This is a genomic window from Gluconobacter japonicus (assembly GCF_002723975.1).
GTDB lineage: Bacteria > Pseudomonadota > Alphaproteobacteria > Acetobacterales > Acetobacteraceae > Gluconobacter > Gluconobacter japonicus.
Genome location: NZ_BEWO01000001.1, coordinates 250,215 through 268,412, shown reverse-complemented (window position 1 = coordinate 268,412; position 18,198 = coordinate 250,215). Strand labels below are relative to the sequence as shown.

Sequence of the window (18,198 nt, the reverse complement as noted above, 5' to 3'; positions counted from 1 at the left end):
GGGTGAGGTTAGCCATTGTCCAACTCTCTTGAAGAGAAGCGACTATAAAATCCATATGATGTAAGGTGGTAAGTAGTGTCGCGTCCTAGCCGACGGCGGCCTTAAGGCCCTGTCCTGCAGCTAGCGGACAAAGAGGCAGCATAGCCAGAAGGCACGCCCCCAAAAGATCGAATCCGGCAGCCGAAGAGGTCCCCAACTGTCCAGCATAAGACGATGCCGCCCCAAAAATCAGAACTGGGGTTGCAAGTGGCAGAACCAGCAATGGCAGAAGAACACCTCCCCGCCGGGCTCCAAGAACCACGGAAGCCGCCATACCGCCCAGAAGGGACAGGCACATCGTTCCCAACATCAATCCCAGAAGAAGCAGGGGAAGTTCGGTGCCCTTGACGCCAAGCATAACTCCCAGCGGGATGGCAGCGATCAGCAGAGGTAATCCTGTTGTCAGCCAGTGAGCGATCATCTTGGCAAACGCAACGGCGTAAGCGGGTAGACCCGTCAGCATCAGCAGATCAAGGGAGCCGTCTTCCAATTCTGAGCCGAACAGGCGGTCTAGGGGAAGCAGAGAGGCAAGCAGAGCACAGACCCAGACAATGCCCGGCCCCATATGGCGCAGTAGGTCCGGAGACGGACCAAGCGCCAGCGGAAACAGACTGCCACACAATATGAAGAAGAGTAGGGACGCCAGCGTATCGGCACCGAACCGGTAGGCCATACGCAGGTCACGGTCGATCAGGGCAAGAAAAGCAGTCATGACAGCCAGAGCGGTTCGGAGTTTGCGAGAGAAGGCAGTTCATGCGAACGGGTGTTTTCAAGGGGAAGAGGAACATGTGTCGTCACGATCATGGCTCCCCCCTTTGCACGATGCTCTGCCATGATGGCGCCAAGTCGCTCGATACTCGCCACATCCAGTCCGACAGTGGGTTCATCCAGAAGCCAAAGCTCCGCGCCCGACAGCATGACACGCGCAAAAGCGGCACGGCGTTTCTGCCCGGAAGACAGCAGGCGTGCAGGCAGGTCTGCCAGAAACGCCAGATCCAGAGCCTCCAGAACCTCGTTCATCTGGTTTTTGCCGAGCTTCGCGGCAAGGGCAAGGTTCTGGGTTAACGTCAGTCCGGGCTTCAGCGCATCCTGATGTCCCAGCCAGGCGATCTCCGTTTGACGGTCGACCGTTCCGCCATCCGGTTTGCGTAATCCGGAGATGGTTCTGAGAAGCGTAGATTTTCCTGCACCGTTCGGGCCGGTCAGGATCATCGCATCCCCGGGAAACAGAGAAAGAGACACTCCATCAAGTACCAGTCGATCACCGCGGAACACCGTAACATCCCTGACATCCAGAATGGGCGGAGGAGGGGCGGAAGACGGAGGCTGGGGTATCATGTGTCGTATTCTGTCTCGTTCACAGTCCTGCCTGACTTAGAGACCCTGAAGGGAAGAACTGCAAGGGGCATCAGAAAAGCTGCAATATGGTGAATTCTCGCAGTCAGGTGACGGAAAGGTCTCGATAGCTGTAGCGAGGTTCGTTATGAGGGCTGGACGACGGAAAAGTCGTGCGTCTTCTGAAGGGATATCCGGAACTGACTGATCTGGTGTTACAGGCGAGCGCAATCGCCAAGTCTTTTGATGGCAACGAAATTCTTCGTGGTCTGTCACTTGATGTTGAACGTGGCGAGCTGATCTCGATCATCGGGCCTTCGGGCTGTGGCAAATCCACGTTTCTGCGGTGTCTCAATTTCCTTGAGCATCCGGATGCAGGGACAGTTCGTATTGAAGACGTGACCCTGTCCTGCACCGGAAAGCACTGGACGCGCGCCAACGAGGCGCAGGCCCACCGCCTGCGCGCGCATGTTGGCATGGTGTTTCAGGCTTTCAATCTTTTCCCGCACAGAACCGTCATTGATAACGTCATGATGGCGCCCATGCAGGTAAAGGGAATCTCACGGGATGAGGCGCAGGCCACCGCTTGTACTCTGCTGGAGAAAGTCGGCCTGTCCGGCGTTAAGAACCGTTATCCGGACAGTTTGTCGGGCGGGCAGAAACAGCGGGCCGCCATCGCGCGTGCACTCGCCATGAAGCCCTCCGTCATGCTGTATGACGAACCGACTTCTGCGTTGGATCCTGAGCTTTCGGAAGAAGTTCTCTCCGTCATGCGGGATCTGGACGATGATGGAATGACGCAGCTTGTCGTGACACATGACATGCGATTCGCCCGGGCCGCCTCTGACCGGGTGCTTTATGTAGAAGGTGGGGAAATCGTCGAAAGCGGTGATCCAGACCTGATGTTCGCCAACCCGAAAGAGGGGCGCACACGACGCTTCCTGCGGACGCTGCTGTAATGAACAAGTTTTTTGCGTGTCTCGTTGTGCTGGCTCTTACGCTGGCGCCGTCCGTTCATGCTGTAGCTGCTGATGAGCAGACTGCTGCACCGCTGGTTGTTCCGGGAGCAAAGGACAGCACGGACCTGCCCTGGGCCTCTGATGGTGAGGCCAACGTGCCCTACGTGTTCCATGACCCGGAACATGAATCCCGCATGACCGGCTTTGAGTACGATCTGGTCAACGCCATTGCTGAGAAGATGCACCGCAAAGGGCGCTTTATTCAGAATGACTGGGATGGCCTGATCCCTGGCCTGTCTCGTGATCTATACAGCATGGTTGTGGACGGCATCGAAATGACGCCGGAACACAAGGCAGCTGTTCTGTTTTCTCGCCCTTATTATGTGACGAGCGAGCGGATCATTCTGCGCAAGGATGAGACTGGCCTCGACACGATGGAGGCGCTCAAGGGTCACAAGATCGGAACCATTAAGGACACAACGGCGGAGCGTATGCTCCGTCGACAGGGTGGTTCTACAATCCGGTCTTACGAAGAAGAGACGAACGCCTTTTCAGATCTTCGGAACGGGCGACTGGATGCGATCCTGCTCGATGCCCCCATCGCGATGTATTACGGCAGTATTTCCGATGACATGAAGCTGGTCGGCGAACCGATTGGCAGCATGGAATATGGCATCGCCTTTGCGCCCGGAAGCCGTGCGCTGCGCGATCAGGTGGATGCAGCCCTTGGCGAACTCATCAAGGACGGAACGCTCCATAAAATTCTGGCACGCTGGAACTTGTGGACTCCCTTGATGGAGAACTACACCGGCGACCATACCCATCCGGACATCGCTCCGGTGGAATGGGACCGGTACCGGGCTGCCATGGCCAGTACGACGGGAAATAACTGGAAAGTTCTGGTTCATCGTTATGTCGGTTTTCTGCCCCTGATCGGGCAGGCCGCTCTCATGACGCTGGCGGTCTCTGCGCTGGCCATGGTTCTTGCTGTTGCGTTGGGGCTTTTACTTGCTCTGGCCCGACATTACGGTGGCGCTGTGCTGCGCCTGACGGCAGGTTTCTATGTCGAAATCGTGCGTGGTACGCCGTTGCTAATTCAGGTGCTGTTCATTTTCTACGGCCTGCCCGCATTTGGAATTCGCCTGTCCCCTTTCATGGCCGGTGTCCTGTCTCTTGGGCTTAATTACGCTGCCTATGAGGCTGAGAACTATCGTGCGGGGCTACTATCCGTTCCACGCGGACAAATGGAAGCGGCAATTGCTCTGAACATGACGCACTGGCAGGCCCTGCGTCTGGTTGTGGTGCCGCAGGCGTTCCGCACGGTTGTGCCGGTCATGACCAACGACTTCATCTCTTTGCTCAAAGACAGTTCGCTTGTCTCTGTCATTACCCTGACAGAGCTCAGCCAGACCTATGTGCGCCTGTCATCCACCTATTACGATTATTTCGGAACTGGTCTGATGGTGGGCGCGGCCTATCTGTTGCTGGGCCTGCCCTTCGTACGTTTGGCCCGCATGGCAGAACGTCGGATGGGGCGCAGCATGGGCGGGAATGTCGGTCATCACTGATCACTTGAAGACAGTAAAGGTCGGGCTCTAAGCGCGGCCTTTACTTACTCAGACATTGACAGAGTTCAGGGCGTTTTGGGGGCTGACGGATCTCTGGTGGGGGCAATAGGAATTGCATTCGCATCCAGCTTGCCATCGAATCCCCTACGAAGCAGATCCGTCCATCCGGGCATCCATGTCTTGACGTCGGAAATAAATTTCGCCGCTGCCGGGTTGGTCTTGATCCCATCCTTCGTCCAGACGGGGGGAGGGGCCAGAAGTTGGCGTGAGCCCGGCTCGATTGGGGCAATCAGGGTTTCCACCGCTTCAATCTGGACGCCCTGAGTACCTTGAGCCGCTGCGTGATACCATCCAAGCGTAATCATGAGCGGTGGGATGGGAAAGCCCAGAGTGTTCATGCGGTCGAAAGCTGCACTTACAAAAGGGCCACCGTTGGGAGACCCGGGCAGAATGAAGGCATTGCCGATATAGGCACATTCTTCGACCAGGCCCTGTTTTTCCACAATCTGGGATGCATAGTTCCGATCATCATGGCAGGGGCGTTCCAGATCATCTACGGCCTGGGGCGGTAGAGGCTGTTGGCTGGCCTCGACGACTATGACGCCCGAAACGACACCAAGAGACGTTCTGGCCAGAACCTGTTGGGAAATCTCGCCGTGTGGCCCGGTGCGGGCCGCCAGGATAGGATGCCATTCGCCAACAGGAAGAGGAATGATGCGCCCGGCCAGGTGCAGTCCCGCCTGTTGGATGATTGCGGGATCTGGGGCCGTCACACTATCAGGGCTATTGTTCGGCGTGCCGCCGCTATTCCCCTGTGCGGATTGTGTGGACGCAGGACTGGCTCCCGGGGCTTTTCCCGGGAGCCATGGAAGATGCTTCTTGAGTGTGGGGGTAGGAAAGAATGCTGCCATTCCCATGCCTCCCACCATAATGAAAAGGCTTGTGCGCCAGAGGGGCGCACGGCGCCAGAGTCGACCAAATGCTGTCATGGATCAGTGACTCAGGCGACCGAGCTGTACATCTGCATCCTTTGAGATTTCAGCTCTGACGCCATCGTCTCCGGCAGAAAGGCGGACCATCTTCGCGCCCTGCTGTCGTGCGACAATCAGGCTTTCACTGACCATATCCTCAATAGAGCGAACCAGATCGCGTGCGCTGGCCCCGGTTCCAAGGTTCTTCTGCTTGACCATGACCTGGAAGAGCAGGGCGGCATCAATGCCGCCTGTCTCGACATGGAGGCCGTAGCTCTCAATCATGGCTTCGATTTCCAGAGCTGCAACGCGTGCCAGATCCAGCCCTCTCAGAGCGCGGAATACAAAGATCCGGTCAAGGCGGTTCAGAACTTCCGGCGCAAAGCCGGCCCGCTTAAGAGCTTCCACAGACTCGGCGCGCATCTTGTCCGGCTCATTTTCAAGCCGGTCTGCAATTTCCGTCAGGGCGTCGGTTGCGATGTTGGATGTCAGCATGAAAATGGCGCGCGTGGTGGAAACCTGCTCACCGGTGGAAGCCTCCGTAACATGACCATCGTTCCAGGCCGTCAGAAACTTCTTGAAGACATCTGGATGTGCTTTCTCGATTTCATCTAGCAGAACGACCGCATCTGGTTGATCCTTGAGACCACCTGTCAGCTTGCCGAACGTGTCGGAACCCACATAGCCTTTCGGAGAACCGAAAAGCTGGGTTGCTGCATGAGGGCTGGACATCTGGGTCATGTCGAAATGCAGAAGGGGTCGCTCCATCTGCTTTGCGATCTGTTTGGCCAGATAGGTCTTGCCTGTACCAGGGGGGCCGGCCAGCAGAAAAATTCCAACAGGCTTGCCACGGACCTGAAGAGCCAGTCGCCGCCGAAGTTGTTGGGCAATATCTTCGCAGACGCGATCCTGCCCGATGACACGGGCCCGGAGGGAGGCGGCGAGTTCTTCCGCATCAATGACGGTTTCGCGTTGTTCGCGGGCCATGAGTTCTTCGAGGGCGCCGCGATTGGTCAGCCGGCTGAGAACATCCATGATCAAACCTTTCCTCCGGCGTAGCCCACGGCGTGCCAGTTTTTCAGCAGAAGTTTCGTAGGCGAGGCCTAAAGCGGTGAGTGCTGCGCCTGTCCCGGCGAGGGGCAGGTAAGCGGGGCGCATCCAATCTATGGCTCGCCAAAGCCCGTCCAGGGACAGATGTAGCATGACGGCCACCTGAATGACCGCCAAAATTAGGAAGGCCGCCATCATGAGTGGCATGGCCCGGTTGAGCATGGGGACGATCGACTTAAGCACCGGGAGGCCTTTACTGAACAATCACGTCAAGCACGATGCGCTGGGTCAGCGCGGTCAGGCTTGGCAGGGCTTCGGGGCCAAGAGCGGTCAGGGCACCGATGGTGAGAGCGGGGGCATGAGGCATGGTGACGGGATCAATCGTGACCTGCGCTGCTTCCACAATCGGGAGCACGAGGTGCTGGAATTTTCCTGTCAGAACAATACGCTGCGTGAACCCTGACACTGTAACATCAACGGTTTGCCCTGTAACGCCTGCGCCATCAAGAACAGGCATTTCCACAAGTCGCATGTCGCCCCGTTTGACGGCAGCCAGGATGCTGATTTTCTGCTGTTCCGTGAAGCTGGTCCCTGCCAATGCTTTGGGCGCATCTCCAGGAGCAATCATGGAAAGCTGGGCATCTGCCTGAAAGGTCGATGCAGCGCTGGCTGTCTGATTGCCAACTAGGGAAGCGAGTGTTGCCGCCGCTGGCGTTGAAGTAGAGTGCGTAAAGAAAAAAGCTCCCGCTCCGATGGATGCAACGGCCAGAAGGGTTCCTCCCGCCCAGAGTGAACGACTGCGAGGCGTTTCCTGTTGGGGAAGAAGTTGTGGTTTAGGCTCGGGTTGGATTGTCATCGGACAGTCATCTCACCCCGACAGGCCTTCCAAGGCAAGCATTCTGCGTCTGGATAAATGTAAACAAATCTTTCGAATCCCCTGCATGGCAGCTTCCCTGTGCTTCTACTTGCATTGAGAGGAGCGAGGGCCTAAATAGATGCCATTCCATTCATCTTCCGCTCTTTTCGGGGGGTGGCCCTGACGGGCCGCCTTTTTTGTCTTGCCTCAACAGAACACATCTTCCGGTCTCGAACTGCCTCATCTCACGGGCCTTGAAGCCCGTATTGCAGAGCGGATCGCGCCGACTCTGGCGGATCTGGGCTACGAGCTCGTTCGCCTTTCCGTTCTCGGGCGCGACACCCCGACCATCCAGATCATGGCAGACCGTGCAGACGGCTCCCTGATTTCTGTGGATGATTGTGAGCAGATCAGCCACGCTGTCGGCGCCATTCTTGATGTCGATGATCCAATTCCTGGGGCCTGGATGCTGGAGGTGTCGTCCGCAGGGATCGACCGTCCGCTGACCCGCGCCAAGGACTGGGATCGATTCGCCGGGCATCTGGCCAAGGCTGAACTTGATGTGCCGCTGAATGGTCGTCGTCGCTTCTCCGGAACGGTGATGGGCGCGCGGGATGGTAAAGGTGTTATCCGTCTGGATGACGGCACCGAGGCAGAGCTGCCGCTGACGGAAGTCCGCAAGGCTCGTCTGGTGCTGACGGATGCTCTGATCGAGGCAAGTGCTGCCCTGTCAGGCGTTTCGTCCGACGAGGAAAGCGATGGCGAGACGCCCCGCGTTCCTAAACTGAACCCGAAGAAGCCGGGGAAGAAGAACTAATGACCCGTCTCATGCTGGCTGGAGGTCCGATCTGATGGACACATCTGTTATCCGCCCTGAACTGCTGCTGGTCGCAGACGCAGTCTCGCGCGAGAAGAACATCGACCGCGAGGAAGTGCTGGAAGCGATGGAGCAGGCCATTCAGAAGGCCGGCCGCGCAAAGTATGGTCACGAGAAGGATATTCGCGCGACCATCGACCGTAAGACGGGCGAAGTTCGTCTCAGCCGCTGGACGGAAGCTGTCGAGCAGGTGGAGAATGAGGACACGCAGATCCCCATTCACATCGCCCGTAAGTTCCAGCCGGAAATCCAGATTGGCGAGCATCTCGTTGATCCGCTACCGCCGATCGATTTCGGACGTATCGCTGCCCAGACGGCGAAGCAGGTCATCGTTCAGCGCGTTCGCGAATATGAGCGTAAGCGCCAGTATAACGAATTCAAGGATCGCGTAGGCGAGATCGTCAACGGTACCGTCAAACGGACCGAGTACGGCAATATGATGGTTGAAATCGGCAATGCCGAAGGCCTTCTGCGTCGTGACGAACTGATCCCCCGCGAGTCTTTCCGCAACTCCGACCGCGTTCGCGCCTACATCTATGATGTGCGTGACGAGCCGCGCGGACCACAGATCTTCCTGTCCCGTACGCATCCGGCTTTCCTTGCGAAACTGTTTGCTCAGGAAGTGCCGGAAATCTACGACGGGATCATCGAGATCAAGGCTGTTGCCCGTGATCCTGGTTCCCGTGCCAAGATGGCCGTGATTTCCCGCGATGCGGCGATTGATCCGGTCGGTGCCTGCGTTGGTATGCGCGGCTCCCGCGTTCAGGCTGTTGTGGCTGAACTGCAGGGCGAGAAAATCGACATCATTCCCTGGAGTCCGCAGGCCGCCACGTTCGTGGTGAACGCCCTTGCTCCTGCTGAAGTCAGCAAGGTGGTGATGGACGAAGAGGCAGGGCGCGTTGAAGTCGTGGTGCCTGACGAGCAGCTTTCGCTCGCTATCGGTCGTCGCGGTCAGAACGTGCGTCTGGCCAGTCAGTTGACGCGTTGGGACATCGATATTCTGACGGAAGCTGAGGAATCGGAGCGCCGTCAGGAAGAGTTCCGCAAGCGGACAGGTCTCTTTGTGGACTCCCTTGACGTGGATGACGTGATTGCAAGTCTGCTGGTGACAGAAGGCTTCCATTCCATTGACGAACTGGCCTATACGGACCCGGGCGAGCTGCATGATATCGAAGGCTTCGACGAGAGTGTTGCCGAAGAGCTGATGCTCCGTGCAAACGAGTATCTGGCTGGCAAGGAACAGGAGCTGGACGACAAGCGCAAGGCGCTTGGCGTAACGGACGATGTTGTTGACCTCGGAGTCTTCACGAACCAGATGCTGGTAACGCTGGGTGAGAAGGGTGTGAAGACGCTCGACGATCTGGCCGATCTGGCTGGTGACGAACTTGTGGACATTCTTGGCGCCGATGCCATGGATGAAGATGCTGCAAATGAAGTCATCATGGCTGCTCGAGCACATTGGTTCGAAGGTGACGAATCGGCTGAAGCCGACAAGCAGGACGGGGAGTCGACCGACGTCTGATATTTCTGATACTGATAATGGTCCCGTTCGTGGTGCTCTAGGGCGCCGCAGTTCAGAGCGGCGCTGCCTCGTGACTCGAGAGCAGAAGCCGCCTGAGAGCATGATCCGTTTCGTAGTCAGCCCGGATAACCGGGTTGTGCCTGATCTGGCGGCAAAGCTGCCGGGTCGGGGAATGTGGTTGAGTGCTAGCCGGGATGTGTTAGATAGCCCCCGCACCCGTCAGGCTTTCGCACGTGCTGCGAAGGCTCAGGTGTCTGTACCGGACAGTTTGGCGGATCTCGTCGAAGCCGGTCTGACACAGCGGATGCTGGATGCCGTCAGTCTGTCCCGAAGAGCGGGGCAGGTTGTCTGCGGGTTTCAGAAATGCCGGGAGTGGCTCACTTCCGGTAGGGCAGGGGTGGTGATCCGTTCGGAAAGTGCAAGTCCGGACGAGTTCTCCAGACTGGTGTCGGGCCGGCGTTCTCTGCCGGTGGTGACAGTTCCCGATCGCGTCTTGGCTTCGGCGTTCGGCCGGGACCGGGCGGTCTATGCGGTGATGGCGCCGGGTGCGCTGGCACAACGCCTGATCGCCGAACATGAGAGATTTTCGGGAGTGGCAGGACGTCCACTCCCAGACCCCGCAGGGGTCAGTAAGGAACAGGCGGAACTATGAGCGACGGCAACGAGCGCAACCAGGACGGAACACAGACCCCATCACAGGGCGGCGAACAGAACAAGAGCGGCCGCCTGTCCCTACGCCCCGCAGGCCGCAAGGATGTTGGTCGTACAGTGGATGCCGGCTCCGTACGGCAGAGCTTCAGCCATGGCCGATCCAAGGTCGTACAGGTTGAGGTGCGCAAGCCCAAGCGTGCAACTTCTGGTCCTGGTGGTCCGGCAGGTGGTGCGCGTGGTGGACGTGGTGCTGGTGCCGGCGGTCGCGCCCTGACGGCTGCTGAGCTTGCGACCCGCCAGCGCGTTCTTGAGGCGCAGCGGAAAGCTGCAGCCGAGGAAGCTGCGCGTCGCGAAGAAGAAAAAATCCAGATCATGTCGGCTGCAGAAGCAGCTCGCCGTGCCGAGGAAGAACAGCGCCTGGCTGTCGAGGCTCAGGCTGCTGAAGAGGCCGCTCGCAAAGAACGTGACCTTCAGGCTGTCCGTACCGCCGAAGAAGCGCGCATCCATGCTGAGCAGGAAGCCCAGCGTGCCGCACGTCAGGCAGAACGTGAAGCCGAAGAAGCCGCGCGCTCTGCTCCTCTTGATCCGCGCAGCCATTCAACTGGCGGTGTTCAGCTGGCCGCGCCGGTTCAGCGTCTTCGTCCGCTGGCAGAACGTGCCATCATGCCGGAGCGCCCCATTCAGACGGCTCGTCCGGCTCCTGCCTCTGCACCGGCTCAGCCGCGTGGTGGGGAAACCCTTCACTTGCGCTCGGCTGCTGCCAATGTAGGCGGTGATGAGGAACGTCGTGCCCCTGCCCGCCGTAGTGGTGGTGGCGGTGGCGCACCGGGTGGTGCGGCGCAGCGTCGTTCTGCACAGCCGTCACCCCGCAAGGGCGCTGGCGGTGGTAGCGATCGTCGTAGCGGACGTATTGACGTGCGTGCAGCGATTGAAGGTGACGACGGTAAGACCCGTTCACTAGCTTCGGTCCGTCGTCAGCGTGATCGCGAGCGTCGTCAGGCCGAACTGGAGCGTCTGCGTTCGGATCAGGTTCGCGTCGTTCGTGACGTGATCGTTCCGGAGACCATCACGGTTGCTGAACTGGCGAACCGTATGGCGTCCCGTCAGGGTGAAGTCATCAAGTCGCTCATGAAGATGGGCGTCATGGCGACGGCAACGCAGAGCATTGACGGTGATACGGCAGAACTGGTTGTTGAGGAATTCGGCCACCGCGTGAAGCGTGTTGCCGAGAGCGATGTTGAAATCGGCATTGAAGGTGTCGAGGACCGTCCGGAAGACCTGAAGCCGCGTGCTCCGGTTGTGACCGTGATGGGCCATGTCGATCATGGTAAGACGTCTCTGCTGGATGCCCTGCGCGCTGCTGATGTGGCGGGTGGAGAGGCAGGTGGTATTACGCAGCATATTGGTGCGTATCAGGTTACGGCGCCTTCCGGTAAGAAGATCACTTTCATTGATACCCCGGGTCATGAGGCATTCACCTCCATGCGTGCTCGCGGTGCATCCGTGACGGACGTGGTTGTTCTGGTGGTTGCTGCGGATGACGGCGTCATGCCGCAGACGATTGAAGCCATCAAGCATGCCAAGGCTGCGAATGCTCCGATCATTGTGGCGATCAACAAGATCGACAAGCCGGGTGCAAACCCGGATCGTGTCCGTCAGGAACTGCTCAGCCACGAAATCGTCGTGGAAGCCATGGGTGGTGACACGCAGGACATCGAAGTGTCTGCTCTCAAGCGCACTGGTCTGGACAAGCTGGAAGAAGCCATTCTTCTCCAGGCAGAAATGCTTGACCTGAAGGCTAACCCGGATCGTGTTGCTGAAGGTACGGTGATCGAAAGTCGTCTGGATCGTGGACGTGGCCCAGTTGCTTCCGTTCTCGTCCAGAAGGGTACCCTTCGCCGTGGTGACATTGTTGTCGCAGGTGCGGAATGGGGACGTGTCCGCGCGGTTCTCGACGATCGTGGACGTCAGCTCAAGGATGCTGGCCCCTCCATGCCGGTTGAAATCCTCGGCGTGACGGGTGTCCCTGGTGCTGGCGAGCCGTTCGTTGTTGTTGAAAACGACGCTCGTGCCCGTGAGATCAGCGAGTTCCGTCAGCGCGTGATCAAGGACAAGCAGGCTGCAACGCAGGTTGCCGCTCGTGGAACGCTTGACCAGATGCTGGCACGTATTCAGGCTGGTGATCAGAAGGAAGTTGCCCTTCTCATCAAAGCTGACGTGCAGGGTTCCGCGGAAGCCATTGCGACGACAGTTCAAAAGCTTGCCCATGAAGAAGTTGCGATCCGCGTTCTGAACGCCTCTGTCGGCCAGATCACGGAAAGCGACATTCAGCTAGCCAAGGCTTCCGATGCCATCATCGTGGCGTTCAACGTTCGTGCGACAACGCAGGCTCGTGAACTGGCGCAGCGTGAAGGTGTGGACATCCGTTACTACTCCATCATCTATCAGGTGGCGGACGACGTAGAGCAGCTCGTGAAGGGCAAAGTTGCGCCCAAGCATCGCGAGAAGTTCCTGGGCTATGCGGAAATCCGTCAGGTCTTCAACATCACGAAGACTGGTAAGGTTGCCGGTTGCTATGTCACCGAAGGCCTCGTCAAGCGTGGCTGTGGCGTGCGTCTGCTGCGTGAGAACGTGGTCATCCATCAGGGTGAACTCAGCCAGCTCAAGCGCTTCAAGGACGACGTCAAGGAAGTGGCTCGTGGCTATGAGTGCGGTCTGTCCTTCGCAGGTTACAATGATCTGCGCGAAGGCGATGTCGTCGAGTGCTATGAGATGGAAGTGATCCCGGCTTGAGCTCACGTTCCAGAAATGACCTGAAGGGTCCGGCGGGCGTCTCTGCTCATGGACCAAGCACCCGGCAGCTTCGGGTGGCTGAGGAAGTCCGTCGTGCTCTGGCGGAAATCTTTGCCCGTACGGAGTTCCGTGATCCGGAACTGCTGGATGTTCATGTGACTGTGACGGAAGTTCGGATTTCTCCGGATTTTCGTCATGCGACGGCTTTTGTAACCCGTCTGGGGCGCAGCGATGTGGAAGAGGTTCTTCCGGCGCTGAAGCGGGTTGCTCCTTTCCTTCGCACGGGTCTGTCCAAGATGCTTCGGCTCAGGACTGTTCCCGAAATCCATTTCCAGCCAGATACGGCTTTGGACAATGCGATGGAACTGGATCAGCTTTTCCGGTCTCCGGAAGTGAAGCGCGATCTGGAAGACTGATTTGAAAAACTCCTTCTGACGTTCGTCAGGAGGAGTTTTTTGCATTTACCCGTCTGACTGGTCTATCAGCGCCCGATCATGGACAAAGGGTGCTGGGACAGTGGCGAGAAAACGTGGACGCGAGATTGACGGTTGGCTGATTCTCGACAAGCCACTTGGTCCGACCTCAACAGATATGGTCAACAAGCTGCGTTGGGCATTTGACGCTCAGAAAGCTGGCCACGCTGGTACGCTTGACCCTCTGGCTTCTGGTATCTTGCCCATCGCTTTCGGCAAGGCTACACGCACCATCCCCTACATCATGGATGCGACAAAGCGTTACCAGTTCACGCTGACGATGGGTGAAAGCCGCACGACTGATGATCTGGAAGGTGAGGTTTTGGCAACCTCATCGTATCGTCCGACGGATGAAGAACTCCGCGCCTGCCTGCCATCTTTGACCGGTGACGTCATGCAGGTTCCTCCTGTCTTTTCAGCGCTGCGTGTTGGTGGTCAGCGCGCTTATGATCTGGCGCGTTCCGGCCGTCCGCCTGAGCTTCCTCCACGCCCTGCACGTATCGATTCGATAACTCTGGTGTCGCGCCCTGATGCGGACACGGCACTCTTTGAAGTCCAATCCGGCAAGGGTGTTTATATGCGCTCGCTGGCCCGCGATATTGCTCTGGCCTGTGGAACGGTCGGGCATATTTCAGTCCTGCGCAGGACGAAATGCGGACCTTTCGATCTGTCCCATGCCATGACGATAGATCAGATAGCACTGGACAAATCGGCTCAAACTGTGGACAAGGCCGATGCTCTTCCGGCTCCTCTGCTGGATGTAGCGACCGCGCTGGTCGACATCCCGGCGCTGGCCGTTACCGAAGCGGAGGGAAGGATACTGATCTGGGGGCAGTCTCTTGACCCCGCTGATCTGACGTATCCTCTGCCGGCTGTGTCACAGGAGGGAGACCAACTGTGGCGTGCGATGATCGGAGAGCACGTGATTGGCCTGTGTCAGATCCGCGATGGACGGCTCAGGGCAGCACGGATGCTGGAAAACCACGAGTTTTTTGGAGAACACGATGTCGATTACTGCAGAACGCCGCACGGCTCTGATCGCTGAATACCGCCAGAACGAGACCGACACGGGCTCCCCGGAAGTTCAGGTCGCGATCCTGACCGAGCGCATTGTCAACCTGACCGAGCACCTGAAGACCCACAAGAAGGATTTCCACTCCCGTCGTGGTCTTCTGATGATGGTCGGTCAGCGTCGCAGCATGCTGGACTATCTGAAGCGCAAGGATGAGGCCCGCTATCAGGGTCTGATCGAGCGTCTCGGCCTGCGTCGCTGATACGTCGTCCGGGGGCTTGCCCCCGGACATTCCTGCCATCGGATGTTCCGCAGGTGGGGTGCGCGACCGGCGTTTCAGGCCACATGGTGTCGTTGCGGGTATTCTCCCGTTGCCACCGCCATGCCGTCCGAAACGCTGCTCCGTCACCTGCCGGACTGTCCAGATGATGGCTCGTTCCTAGTTTAGGAGAACGATATGTTCGATTATTTCCGTAAGGAAATTGAGTGGGCCGGACGCCCGCTGATCCTCGAAACCGGCAAGATTGCCCGCCAGGCTGATGGTGCCGTCATGGTCACCTATGGCGACACGGTTGTTCTGTGTACGGCTGTTGGTGCCAAGAGCGTCAAGCCGGGTCAGGACTTCTTCCCGCTGACGGTCAACTATCAGGAAAAGGCTTACGCTGCCGGTAAGATCCCAGGTGGGTTCTTCAAACGCGAAGGCCGTCCGTCTGAAGCCGAAGTGCTGAATGCGCGTCTGATCGACCGTCCGCTTCGTCCGCTGTTCCCTGAGAACTTCCGCAACGAAGTTCAGGTGACGGCAACGGTCCTGAGCCATGACATGGAAAACGATCCGGCGATCGTCTCCCTGATTGGTTGCTCTGCTGCCCTGACGCTTTCCGGCATTCCATTCTTTGGTCCGGTTGGTGCGGCCCGTATCGGTCGCATTGATGGCAAGTTTGTCGTAAACCCGACGCTGTCCGAAATGAAGGACAGCACGCTGGATCTCGTTGTTGCCGGTACGTCCGAAGGCGTGCTGATGGTTGAATCCGAAGCCAGCGAGCTTTCGGAAGAGACCATGCTGGAAGCCGTGACGCTTGGTCACACCTCCTTCCAGCCTGTGATCGAAGCCATCATTGCTCTGGCTGAACACGCCGCCAAGGCTCCGTGGGATCTGCCGACGCTGTCGAAGGAAGAAATCGCCCTTCGCAAGCGCGTCGAGAAGGTCGGCAACAAGCTGATGGCTGAAGCCTACAAGGAGCGCGTCAAGCAGGCCCGCTACAAGAAGGTTGGCGAGGCCAAGGACCGGATCAACGAAATTCTGGCTGAAGAAGGCTTTGACGTCGAGCTGGCCAAGCCGATGCTCAAGGAACTGGAAGCTCAGGTTGTTCGTGGCTCCATCCTCAAGACGGGCATCCGTATTGACGGTCGCGATCTGAAGACGGTTCGCCCGATCCTTGCAGAAGTCGGTATCCTGCCGCGTGCGCATGGTTCCTCGCTCTTCACCCGTGGTGAAACGCAGGCGCTGGTTGTCGCAACGCTTGGCACGGGCCAGGACGAGCAGGTCATTGACGCGCTTGAAGGCGAATACCGCTCCAATTTCCTGCTGCACTACAACTTCCCCCCATACTCGGTCGGTGAGTGCGGTCGTATGGGCTCCCCGGGTCGTCGTGAAATCGGTCACGGCAAACTGGCATGGCGCGCTCTGCATCCGCTGCTGCCGTCCAAGGAGCAGTTCCCGTACACGATGCGCGTGGTTTCCGAGATTACGGAAAGCAACGGTTCCTCTTCCATGGCAACCGTCTGCGGTTCGTCTCTGGCGCTGATGGATGCCGGTGTGCCGCTGCCGCGTCCGGTCGCTGGCATCGCTATGGGCCTGATCAAGGAAGATCGTGGTTTTGCGGTTCTGTCCGACATCCTGGGTGATGAAGATCATCTGGGTGACATGGACTTCAAGGTCGCCGGTACGGAGCAGGGCATCACGGCCCTTCAGATGGACATCAAGATCACGTCCATCACGCCGGAAATCATGCAGATCGCGTTGGAGCAGGCTCGTGGCGGCCGTATCCACATCCTTGGCGAAATGTCGAAGGCTTTGACGGAAGGCCGTGAAGGCGTATCCGGCAATGCCCCGAAGATCACCACGATGTCCGTGCCGAAGGAAAAGATCCGCGATGTGATCGGTTCCGGCGGTAAGGTCATCCGCGAGATCGTCGAGTATTCCGGCGCCAAGGTGGACATTGGTGATGACGGCACGATCACGATCGCTGCCTCCAATGACGAGCAGGCCCAGAAGGCGATTGCCCGTATTGAAGGCATCGTCGCAGAGCCGGAAATCGGTCGCATCTATGACGGTAAGGTTGTGAAGACGGCGGACTTCGGTGCGTTCGTGAACTTCCTTGGCCCGCGTGATGGTCTGGTTCACATCTCCGAGCTGACGCAGGGTCGTGTTGCCAAGACGTCCGACGTCGTCCAGCAGGGTGATGCCGTGAAGGTCAAGGTTATTGGCTTCGATGATCGCGGCAAGGTCAAGCTGTCCATGCGGGTTGTCGATCAGGAAACCGGTGCCGATATTACGGAAAGCGTGGGCGCCAAGCCTGGCCGTCCGCCTCGTCGCGACGCCGAGTGAGTCCTCGGGCGGGGCTCGCAAGGCCCCGCCTTTTTTGTGTGAGTATCGGAGACATCGAGTCCCCATGAAGTTGATCGACACCCTTCGTTTTGGTGGTCAGGATGTTCTGCCTCTGGTTGAGGGAGGCAAAGGTGTTTCTGTCTCCACCGGCACTTCGGCAGGTCATTGGGCTGCTGCCGGCGGAATTGGAACTATTTCCGCCGTCAACGCTGACAGCTATGACGAACAGGGGCGTCCTGTTCCCCAGATCTATCATGGACGCACTCGCCGTGAGCGGCAGCGCGAACTGATCCGCTATGCGATTGATGGTGGTATCGCGCAGGCGAAGATTGCGCATGAGATTGCTGGAGGAAAAGGTCGTCTTCACGCCAATATCCTGTGGGAAATGGGCGGGGCAGAAGAGATCATTGAGGGCATTCTTGATGGCGCGCCGGGCCTGATCAATGGTCTGACCTGTGGTGCGGGCATGCCCTATCGCCTGTCTGAGATCGCGGTCAAGCACGGCATTCCATATTATCCCATCGTGTCTTCCGGTCGTGCGTTCAATGCGCTCTGGCGTCGGGCGTACAGCAAGGCTCCGGAACTGCTGGGGGGGGTGGTCTACGAAGATCCGTGGCGGGCTGGTGGTCATAACGGCCTGTCCAACACGGAAAATCCGCTAAACCCGGAAGACCCGTTCCCGCGCGTCCTCGAACTGCGTCGGGTCATGCGTCAGTATGGTCTGGATGAGACGCCAATCATCATGGCGGGTGGTGTCTGGGCACTTGAAGACTGGCAGGACTGGATCGGGAACCCGGATCTCGGACCGATTGCGTTTCAGTTTGGAACGCGTCCGCTGCTTACGAAGGAAAGCCCGATCCCAGATGCGTGGAAGCGCCGTCTTCTGACGTTGAAGAAGGGAGATGTGTATCTCAACCGCTTCTCCCCGACGGGCTTCTATTCTTCTGCCGTGAACAACAGCTTCATGCAGGATCTGCGCGGTCGTTCCGAGCGACAGGTTGCCTATAGCCCGGAAGCAACTGCAGAACTGGATGCGGCTTACGGTGTGGGCGCGCGCAAGCGGGAAGTGTTTGTTTCTTCCACAGATCGTCAGCATATCGCTGGCTGGGAAGCCCAGGGCTACACGGAAGCGCTTCGCACACCGGATGATACGCTGGTGTTCGTGACGCCAGACAGTGCCCGCGAAATTCTGGCGGACCAGACGAATTGCATGGGCTGTCTGTCCGCCTGTAAGTTCTCCAACTGGATGCAGCGCGAGCCTTACACCAACGGACAGAAAGCTGACCCGCGTTCCTTCTGCATTCAGAAAACGCTTCAGACCATTGCCCATGCTCCGAATGATGAGCATGCGGATGATGTGGTTGACCACAACCTGATGTTTGGTGGCACGAACGCCTGGCGTTTCGGAACCGATCCCTTTTATGCGAATGGATTTGTTCCTACAGTGGGCCAGCTCGTGGAGCGTATTCTGACAGGACGATAAG

The 18,198-nt window shown here is 58.3% G+C and carries 16 protein-coding genes; 11 read left to right on the top strand and 5 right to left on the bottom strand.

The window, feature by feature from the left end:
* Window positions 1-85: 85 nt before the first annotated feature.
* Window positions 86-751, bottom strand: a complete 666-nt coding sequence (ccmB, locus tag GJA01_RS01295; RefSeq protein ID WP_061932746.1) for a heme exporter protein CcmB — start codon at window positions 749-751, stop codon at window positions 86-88.
* Window positions 748-1,377, bottom strand: coding sequence for a heme ABC exporter ATP-binding protein CcmA (ccmA, locus tag GJA01_RS01290; RefSeq protein WP_062505247.1), 630 nt, complete (start codon window positions 1,375-1,377; stop codon window positions 748-750). The genes ccmB and ccmA overlap by 4 nt, the downstream gene beginning before the upstream one ends.
* A gap of 170 nt (window positions 1,378-1,547) precedes the next feature.
* Here ccmA and GJA01_RS01285 point away from each other — a divergent pair, with 170 nt between their 5' ends.
* Together GJA01_RS01285 and GJA01_RS01280 are read left to right on the top strand one after the other, a co-directional pair.
* Window positions 1,548-2,333, top strand: coding sequence for an amino acid ABC transporter ATP-binding protein (locus tag GJA01_RS01285; RefSeq protein WP_373317451.1), 786 nt, complete (start codon window positions 1,548-1,550; stop codon window positions 2,331-2,333).
* Complete coding sequence (locus GJA01_RS01280; RefSeq protein WP_062505249.1) at window positions 2,333-3,901, top strand: ABC transporter substrate-binding protein/permease; 1,569 nt, start codon at window positions 2,333-2,335, stop codon at window positions 3,899-3,901. The genes GJA01_RS01285 and GJA01_RS01280 overlap by 1 nt, the downstream gene beginning before the upstream one ends.
* 65 nt (window positions 3,902-3,966) lie before the next feature.
* Here GJA01_RS01280 and GJA01_RS01275 read toward each other — a convergent pair whose 3' ends face one another.
* Genes GJA01_RS01275 through GJA01_RS01265 form a run of 3 tightly spaced genes read right to left on the bottom strand, consistent with a single transcriptional unit; the run spans window position 3,967 to window position 6,778 of the window.
* Complete coding sequence (locus GJA01_RS01275; protein WP_023944806.1) at window positions 3,967-4,890, bottom strand: hypothetical protein; 924 nt, start codon at window positions 4,888-4,890, stop codon at window positions 3,967-3,969.
* Window positions 4,891-4,893: 3 nt separating this feature from the next.
* Entirely contained in the window at window positions 4,894-6,144 is a 1,251-nt protein-coding gene (locus GJA01_RS01270) for an AAA family ATPase (RefSeq protein ID WP_034881021.1), read from the bottom strand.
* A 31-nt stretch (window positions 6,145-6,175) separates the two neighbouring features.
* Entirely contained in the window at window positions 6,176-6,778 is a 603-nt protein-coding gene (locus GJA01_RS01265) for a hypothetical protein (RefSeq protein WP_062505250.1), read from the bottom strand.
* A gap of 202 nt (window positions 6,779-6,980) precedes the next feature.
* On the opposite strand from GJA01_RS01265, the gene rimP reads away from it, so the two are divergent.
* From rimP to GJA01_RS01220, 9 genes are all read left to right on the top strand, one after another.
* A complete protein-coding gene (gene rimP / locus GJA01_RS01260) occupies window positions 6,981-7,595 on the top strand; it encodes a ribosome maturation factor RimP (protein WP_010500889.1) in 615 nt (204 codons plus the stop codon).
* Between the two features lie 34 nt (window positions 7,596-7,629).
* On the top strand, window positions 7,630-9,177 hold the full coding sequence (gene nusA, locus GJA01_RS01255; protein WP_062505253.1) for a transcription termination factor NusA: 1,548 nt from the start codon (window positions 7,630-7,632) through the stop codon (window positions 9,175-9,177).
* Window positions 9,125-9,829, top strand: coding sequence for an RNA-binding protein (locus tag GJA01_RS01250; RefSeq protein WP_023944810.1), 705 nt, complete (start codon window positions 9,125-9,127; stop codon window positions 9,827-9,829). The genes nusA and GJA01_RS01250 overlap by 53 nt, the downstream gene beginning before the upstream one ends.
* Window positions 9,826-12,621 carry a translation initiation factor IF-2 gene (gene infB / locus GJA01_RS01245; RefSeq protein WP_010500895.1) on the top strand — a complete coding sequence of 932 codons (2,796 nt, stop codon included), beginning with the start codon at window positions 9,826-9,828 and terminating at the stop codon, window positions 12,619-12,621. Before GJA01_RS01250 ends, infB begins: the two co-directional genes overlap by 4 nt.
* Complete coding sequence (gene rbfA, locus GJA01_RS01240) at window positions 12,618-13,037, top strand: 30S ribosome-binding factor RbfA (protein WP_010500897.1); 420 nt, start codon at window positions 12,618-12,620, stop codon at window positions 13,035-13,037. The genes infB and rbfA overlap by 4 nt, the downstream gene beginning before the upstream one ends.
* 100 nt (window positions 13,038-13,137) lie before the next feature.
* Window positions 13,138-14,139, top strand: coding sequence for a tRNA pseudouridine(55) synthase TruB (gene truB, locus GJA01_RS01235; protein WP_010500899.1), 1,002 nt, complete (start codon window positions 13,138-13,140; stop codon window positions 14,137-14,139).
* Entirely contained in the window at window positions 14,099-14,368 is a 270-nt protein-coding gene (gene rpsO, locus GJA01_RS01230; RefSeq protein ID WP_010500901.1) for a 30S ribosomal protein S15, read from the top strand. The genes truB and rpsO overlap by 41 nt, the downstream gene beginning before the upstream one ends.
* A gap of 195 nt (window positions 14,369-14,563) precedes the next feature.
* A complete protein-coding gene (gene pnp, locus GJA01_RS01225; protein ID WP_062505255.1) occupies window positions 14,564-16,714 on the top strand; it encodes a polyribonucleotide nucleotidyltransferase in 2,151 nt (716 codons plus the stop codon).
* Between the two features lie 64 nt (window positions 16,715-16,778).
* The gene (locus GJA01_RS01220; protein WP_062505256.1) at window positions 16,779-18,197 is read left to right on the top strand and encodes an NAD(P)H-dependent flavin oxidoreductase; all 1,419 of its coding nucleotides are present in this window, start codon (window positions 16,779-16,781) and stop codon (window positions 18,195-18,197) included.
* The last annotated feature ends 1 nt before the right edge of the window (window position 18,198 follow it).

Coding starts and splice junctions, on each gene's coding strand:
- ccmB (WP_061932746.1), bottom strand. CDS start 751: ATGACTGCTTTTCTTGCCCTGATCGACCGTGACCTGCGTATGGCCTAC.
- ccmA (WP_062505247.1), bottom strand. CDS start 1,377: ATGATACCCCAGCCTCCGTCTTCCGCCCCTCCTCCGCCCATTCTGGAT.
- GJA01_RS01280 (WP_062505249.1), top strand. CDS start 2,333: ATGAACAAGTTTTTTGCGTGTCTCGTTGTGCTGGCTCTTACGCTGGCG.
- GJA01_RS01275 (WP_023944806.1), bottom strand. CDS start 4,890: ATGACAGCATTTGGTCGACTCTGGCGCCGTGCGCCCCTCTGGCGCACA.
- GJA01_RS01270 (WP_034881021.1), bottom strand. CDS start 6,144: ATGCTCAACCGGGCCATGCCACTCATGATGGCGGCCTTCCTAATTTTG.
- GJA01_RS01265 (WP_062505250.1), bottom strand. CDS start 6,778: ATGACAATCCAACCCGAGCCTAAACCACAACTTCTTCCCCAACAGGAA.
- nusA (WP_062505253.1), top strand. CDS start 7,630: ATGGACACATCTGTTATCCGCCCTGAACTGCTGCTGGTCGCAGACGCA.
- infB (WP_010500895.1), top strand. CDS start 9,826: ATGAGCGACGGCAACGAGCGCAACCAGGACGGAACACAGACCCCATCA.
- rpsO (WP_010500901.1), top strand. CDS start 14,099: ATGTCGATTACTGCAGAACGCCGCACGGCTCTGATCGCTGAATACCGC.
- pnp (WP_062505255.1), top strand. CDS start 14,564: ATGTTCGATTATTTCCGTAAGGAAATTGAGTGGGCCGGACGCCCGCTG.
- GJA01_RS01220 (WP_062505256.1), top strand. CDS start 16,779: ATGAAGTTGATCGACACCCTTCGTTTTGGTGGTCAGGATGTTCTGCCT.